We start from the raw sequence: 6087 nt of genomic DNA, 5'->3' as shown, positions 1-6087 counted from the left end.
CCCGGTGCCGCAGACGTTCTGGCCGGCCCCGCCGCCCCCGCAGACCACCAACGGCTGGGCCACCGGCGCTCTGGTCTGCGGGCTGCTCACCCCGGTGACCATGGGGATGACCGCCGTCCCCGCGGTGATCCTGGGGCACACCGCCCGCGCCGCGATCGCGCGTACCGGCGAGCGCGGGGACGGCTCCGCGGTGACCGGACTGGTCCTCGGCTACGCGGCCATCGTCTTCTGGCTCATGATCATCGCGTTCGGTGTGATGGGTGCGGCGATGGGCGGCTGACGTGCCCAGGGCCTGTCTGCGGCGTTTCCGCTCTGGGCGAGTCCTTCTCTTTTGACCAGAGCCCATAGGGTAGGTACGCTCAGACCTTGTGCCTGGGGTGTGCCCAGGCTCCCGTGCGTGCCTAAGTCCGCGTGGCGAGCCTCGGCTGAGTCACACCGCAATCTGCGCCCTTCCCGCCTTAGTCAGCGGGAGTCCGCGGTATTCGACACACCCGACCGCGTGGGTCGGAGATGTTCCAGGTTAGCTTTATACGGCACACAGAAACCGGAGAAGTAGTGCCTACGATCCAGCAGCTGGTCCGGAAGGGCCGGCAGGACAAGGTCGAGAAGACGAAGACCCCGGCCCTGGAGGCTTCGCCCCAGCGCCGTGGCGTCTGCACGCGTGTGTTCACCACCACCCCGAAGAAGCCGAACTCGGCCCTCCGTAAGGTCGCGCGTGTGCGTCTGACCTCGGGTATCGAGGTCACGGCGTACATCCCGGGTGAGGGGCACAACCTGCAGGAGCACTCCATCGTGCTCGTGCGTGGCGGTCGTGTGAAGGACCTGCCGGGTGTTCGCTACAAGATCATCCGCGGTGCGCTCGACACCCAGAGTGTCAAGAACCGCAAGCAGGCCCGCAGCCGCTACGGCGCCAAGAAGGAGAAGTAAGAATGCCTCGTAAGGGCCCCGCCCCGAAGCGCCCGGTCATCATCGACCCGGTCTACGGTTCTCCTCTGGTGACCTCGCTCATCAACAAGGTGCTGCTGAACGGCAAGCGCTCCACCGCCGAGCGCATCGTGTACGGCGCCATGGAGGGCCTGCGCGAGAAGTCCGGCAACGACCCGGTCATCACGCTCAAGCGCGCGCTCGAGAACATCAAGCCGACCCTCGAGGTCAAGTCCCGCCGTGTCGGTGGCGCCACCTACCAGGTGCCGATCGAGGTCAAGCCCGGTCGCGCCAACACGCTCGCGCTGCGCTGGCTCGTGGGTTACTCCCGCGCCCGTCGTGAGAAGACGATGACCGAGCGCCTGATGAACGAGCTGCTCGACGCCTCGAACGGCCTCGGTGCTGCCGTCAAGAAGCGTGAGGACACGCACAAGATGGCCGAGTCCAACAAGGCCTTCGCGCACTACCGCTGGTAGTCACTACCCACATCGAGACCGAGAGAAGACTGAGCCTTATGGCCACCACTTCGCTTGACCTGGCCAAGGTCCGCAACATTGGGATCATGGCCCACATCGACGCGGGCAAGACGACGACCACCGAGCGGATCCTGTTCTACACCGGTGTTTCGTACAAGATCGGTGAGGTCCACGACGGCGCCGCCACGATGGACTGGATGGAGCAGGAGCAGGAGCGCGGCATCACGATCACGTCCGCCGCGACGACCTGCCACTGGCCGCTCGAGGACGTCGATCACACCATCAACATCATCGACACCCCGGGTCACGTCGACTTCACCGTCGAGGTGGAGCGCTCGCTGCGCGTCCTCGACGGTGCCGTGACGGTGTTCGACGGTGTTGCCGGTGTCGAGCCGCAGTCCGAGACCGTCTGGCGTCAGGCGGACCGCTACGGCGTGCCGCGTATCTGCTTCGTCAACAAGCTGGACCGTACCGGCGCCGAGTTCCACCGCTGCGTGGACATGATCGTCGACCGCCTGGGCGCGACCCCGCTGGTCATGCAGCTGCCGATCGGCGCTGAGATGGACTTCAAGGGTGTCGTCGACCTGGTCACGATGAAGGCGTTCGTCTGGTCGGCCGAGGCCGCCAAGGGCGAGGCGTACGACATCGTCGACATCCCGGCCACGCACACCGAGGCCGCCGACGAGTGGCGCGGCAAGCTGCTCGAGGCCGTCGCGGAGAACGACGAAGAGGTCATGGAGCTGTACCTGGAGGGCCAGGAGCCTTCCGTGGAGCAGCTGTACGCGGCGATCCGCCGTATCACCATCGCCTCCGGCAAGGGCGGCGGCACCACCGTCACCCCCGTGTTCTGCGGCACCGCGTTCAAGAACAAGGGCGTGCAGCCCCTGCTCGACGCGGTCGTGCGTTACCTGCCGTCGCCCCTGGACGTCGAGTCCGTCGAGGGCCACGACGTCAAGGACCCCGAGCTGGTCATCGAGCGCAAGCCGAACGACGACGAGCCGCTGTCCGCCCTGGCCTTCAAGATCGCGAGCGACCCGCACCTGGGCAAGCTCACCTTCATCCGGGTCTACTCCGGACGCCTGGAGGCCGGCACCGCGGTGCTGAACTCCGTCAAGGGCAAGAAGGAGCGCATCGGCAAGATCTACCGCATGCACGCGAACAAGCGTGAGGAGATCGACTCGGTGGGCGCCGGCGACATCGTCGCCGTGATGGGCCTGAAGCAGACCACCACCGGTGAGACGCTGTGCGACGACAAGAAGCCCGTGATCCTGGAGTCCATGGACTTCCCGGCTCCGGTCATCCAGGTCGCGATCGAGCCCAAGTCCAAGGGTGACCAGGAGAAGCTGGGTGTCGCCATCCAGCGTCTCGCGGAGGAGGACCCCTCCTTCCAGGTCCACTCGGACGAGGAGACCGGCCAGACCATCATCGGTGGTATGGGCGAGCTTCACCTCGACGTCCTCGTCGACCGTATGCGCCGCGAGTTCAAGGTCGAGGCCAACGTCGGCAAGCCGCAGGTCGCGTACCGCGAGACGATCCGCAAGACCGTCGAGCGCGTGGACTTCACCCACAAGAAGCAGACCGGTGGTACCGGTCAGTTCGCCAAGGTGCAGATCGCGATCGAGCCGATCGAGGGCGGCGACGCGTCCTACGAGTTCGTGAACAAGGTCACCGGTGGCCGTATCCCGCGGGAGTACATCCCCTCGGTGGACGCCGGTGCGCAGGAGGCCATGCAGTTCGGCATCCTGGCCGGTTACGAGATGGTGGGCGTCCGCGTCACCCTGATCGACGGTGCCTACCACGAGGTCGACTCCTCCGAGCTCGCCTTCAAGATCGCCGGTTCGCAGGCGTTCAAGGAGGCCGCGCGCAAGGCGAGCCCCGTGCTGCTCGAGCCGATGATGGCCGTCGAGGTCACCACGCCCGAGGACTACATGGGTGACGTCATCGGCGACATCAACTCCCGCCGTGGCCAGATCCAGGCCATGGAGGAGCGCAGCGGCGCCCGCGTCGTGAAGGGCCTCGTGCCGCTTTCGGAGATGTTCGGCTACGTCGGAGACCTCCGCAGCAAGACTTCGGGTCGCGCAAGCTACTCGATGCAGTTCGACTCCTACGCCGAGGTTCCCCGGAACGTCGCCGAGGAGATCATCGCGAAGGCCAAGGGCGAGTAACTCACCCGAGTTCACGCTTTAGGCTTGTCACCGGTGCCTCAGGGGCGTTCCGCCTACTTCAGGACGGAACGCCCCGGGGCCCCGGCATCCCAGCAAAGATCACCTGGCGCCGATGAGTAAGGCGTACCAGAACCACTCCACAGGAGGACCCAGTGGCGAAGGCGAAGTTCGAGCGGACTAAGCCGCACGTCAACATCGGCACCATCGGTCACATCGACCACGGTAAGACGACCCTCACGGCCGCCATTACCAAGGTGCTGCACGACGCGTACCCCGACCTGAACGAGGCCTCGGCCTTTGACCAGATCGACAAGGCTCCTGAGGAGCGCCAGCGCGGTATCACGATCTCCATCGCGCACGTCGAGTACCAGACCGAGGCGCGTCACTACGCCCACGTCGACTGCCCCGGTCACGCGGACTACATCAAGAACATGATCACCGGTGCCGCGCAGATGGACGGCGCCATCCTCGTGGTCGCCGCCACCGACGGCCCGATGCCGCAGACCAAGGAGCACGTGCTCCTGGCCCGCCAGGTCGGCGTTCCGTACATCGTCGTCGCCCTGAACAAGGCCGACATGGTGGACGACGAGGAGATCCTGGAGCTCGTCGAGCTCGAGGTCCGTGAGCTCCTCTCCGAGTACGAGTTCCCGGGCGACGACCTGCCGGTCGTCAAGGTCTCGGCGCTCAAGGCGCTCGAGGGTGACAAGGAGTGGGGCCAGACCGTCCTCGACCTGATGAAGGCCGTCGACGAGTCCATCCCGCAGCCCGAGCGTGACGTCGACAAGCCGTTCCTGATGCCGATCGAGGACGTCTTCACGATCACCGGTCGTGGCACCGTCGTCACCGGTCGTATCGAGCGTGGTGTCCTCAAGGTCAACGAGACCGTCGACATCATCGGCATCAAGACCGAGAAGACCACCACCACGGTCACCGGCATCGAGATGTTCCGCAAGCTGCTCGACGAGGGCCAGGCCGGTGAGAACGTCGGTCTGCTCCTCCGTGGCATCAAGCGCGAGGACGTCGAGCGCGGCCAGGTCATCATCAAGCCCGGTTCGGTCACGCCGCACACCGAGTTCGAGGCCCAGGCCTACATCCTGTCGAAGGACGAGGGTGGCCGCCACACCCCGTTCTTCAACAACTACCGCCCGCAGTTCTACTTCCGTACCACGGACGTGACCGGCGTGGTGGAGCTCCCCGAGGGCACCGAGATGGTCATGCCGGGCGACAACACTGAGATGAACGTCAAGCTCATCCAGCCCGTCGCCATGGAGGAGGGCCTGAAGTTCGCCATCCGTGAGGGTGGCCGGACCGTCGGCGCCGGCCAGGTCACCAAGATCGTCGCCTGATCGACGCTCTGACCTGGTAGCCGCTCTGCGAGCTGCTGCTTGAACCGAAGCCCCTGTACACCTGCCTGGTGTGCGGGGGCTTCGGCCGTTCCGGGTTCTTCGTGCCGCGCTTCTACGACTGCCCGTAGCGGGGCAGGCCGTCGGTCGAGATGGTCCACTCGCCGATGGTGACGTCCTCGCCGTAGACAAAGTCCTTACGGGTGGCGTAGCGCGGGCCCTGCGGCGTCGGGTGGATCTCGGACAGGACTGCTCCGGTGCCGGTGCGCGGGTCGAAGATCGCGTAGATGGGGATTCCGAGGAGGGGGTAGTCCCGCATCTTGCTTACCCAGTCGTTGTCGGGGTTGGAGCGGGAGACGATCTCGATCGCGGCGATGAGGGTACTGGGGTGGAAGGAGCCCTCGCCTTCCATGTCTTCCCGAGCGATCACCATGACGTCGGGATGGCGCTTGATGCCCTCGGGTTCGTCCTCCACGTCGGGGGTACCCATGAACGCCCAGATCGCGTCCGGCATGTTCTTCTCCAGGCGGCGGCTGACCAGTCCGGCGGTGTATTCATGCGGACGCCCCGGGGCCATCATGTCGTGGACGATCCCTTCTTTGGTGATCTCGAATTTGCCGGGCAGTCTGTCCCGCATCTGTTCGACGGTGTCGCGCATCGCCCGGTACTGAGGGCTGACCTTCCGTGTTTCGTCCGGGGTAATGGTCATGGCGTGCGCTCCTCGTCTGTGCCCAGGGGCAAGGGTCGTCACGTTCATGCTAGGCGGCCTCCAGGGAGTAGGAGTCGGTTCGACAGTCGAGGCAGTGGCCGGGCTCAGGGGCGCAGAAGGCGCGGTCGCACTCCTCGCAGGTCTGGAGTGGGTCAGGGCCTCGCGGGCCGGTGGGCAGGGGTGGTGGCAGCAGCGCGGTGAGGCGGTGGGCGAGCAGCCCGGCCGGGTGCCCCAGAGGTTCCGGGAGGCGCGCGGTGAGGGTCCGGCGTACGGCGTCGGGCGAGGCCCCGCGTTCCAGCCAGGCCGCGGCGGCGGGGGTGAGGCGGTGTACGTCCCGCTCGGCGAGGAGTAACCGCGGTTCGTGGCGGTGCAGGTCGGCGAGGAGTTCGGCGCCGGCGTGCAGCCGGTCCGGGTCGGGGGTCTCGGGCTCGGGGAGCGGGGGTGGTGGTGTCGACGCCGGCGTACGCGGT

At 66.4% G+C, this 6087-nt stretch carries 6 protein-coding genes and 1 pseudogene; 5 read left to right on the top strand and 2 right to left on the bottom strand.

Annotation, left to right across the window (positions count from 1 at the left end):
* The 5 genes from U9R90_RS13780 to tuf all read left to right on the top strand — a co-directional run.
* Positions 1–280, top strand: a 280-nt coding sequence (locus tag U9R90_RS13780; RefSeq protein ID WP_411056727.1) for a DUF4190 domain-containing protein, incomplete at its 5' end; no start/stop codon positions are given.
* Between the two features lie 275 nt (positions 281–555).
* Entirely contained in the window at positions 556–927 is a 372-nt protein-coding gene (rpsL, locus tag U9R90_RS13775) for a 30S ribosomal protein S12 (RefSeq protein ID WP_156726499.1), read from the top strand.
* A gap of 2 nt (positions 928–929) precedes the next feature.
* Positions 930–1400: a 30S ribosomal protein S7 gene (rpsG, locus tag U9R90_RS13770; protein WP_116511074.1), complete on the top strand. Its 471-nt coding sequence runs from the start codon at positions 930–932 to the stop codon at positions 1398–1400.
* Between the two features lie 38 nt (positions 1401–1438).
* Positions 1439–3565: an elongation factor G gene (gene fusA, locus U9R90_RS13765; RefSeq protein ID WP_411056726.1), complete on the top strand. Its 2127-nt coding sequence runs from the start codon at positions 1439–1441 to the stop codon at positions 3563–3565.
* Positions 3566–3717: 152 nt separating this feature from the next.
* Positions 3718–4911: an elongation factor Tu gene (tuf, locus tag U9R90_RS13760; protein WP_411056725.1), complete on the top strand. Its 1194-nt coding sequence runs from the start codon at positions 3718–3720 to the stop codon at positions 4909–4911.
* Between the two features lie 112 nt (positions 4912–5023).
* Here the strand turns inward: tuf and U9R90_RS13755 are convergent, their stop codons facing one another.
* Together U9R90_RS13755 and U9R90_RS13750 are read right to left on the bottom strand one after the other, a co-directional pair.
* On the bottom strand, positions 5024–5617 hold the full coding sequence (locus U9R90_RS13755) for a Uma2 family endonuclease (protein WP_411056724.1): 594 nt from the start codon (positions 5615–5617) through the stop codon (positions 5024–5026).
* Between the two features lie 49 nt (positions 5618–5666).
* Positions 5667–6087 (bottom strand): annotated as a pseudogene (locus tag U9R90_RS13750) (hypothetical protein); the annotation flags it as partial.

Origin of the sequence: Streptomyces sp. E11-3 (genome assembly GCF_046540415.1) — a bacterium.
In the GTDB taxonomy this organism is placed as follows: domain Bacteria; phylum Actinomycetota; class Actinomycetes; order Streptomycetales; family Streptomycetaceae; genus Streptomyces.
Note: the sequence above shows the minus strand (reverse complement) of the source record. Positions and strands in the feature narration are given on the sequence as shown.

Bases quoted from the DNA above. Each gene is read 5' to 3' on its own strand.
- rpsG (WP_116511074.1), top strand. From the start codon at position 930: ATGCCTCGTAAGGGCCCCGCCCCGAAGCGCCCGGTCATCATCGACCCG.
- fusA (WP_411056726.1), top strand. From the start codon at position 1,439: ATGGCCACCACTTCGCTTGACCTGGCCAAGGTCCGCAACATTGGGATC.
- U9R90_RS13755 (WP_411056724.1), bottom strand. From the start codon at position 5,617: ATGACCATTACCCCGGACGAAACACGGAAGGTCAGCCCTCAGTACCGG.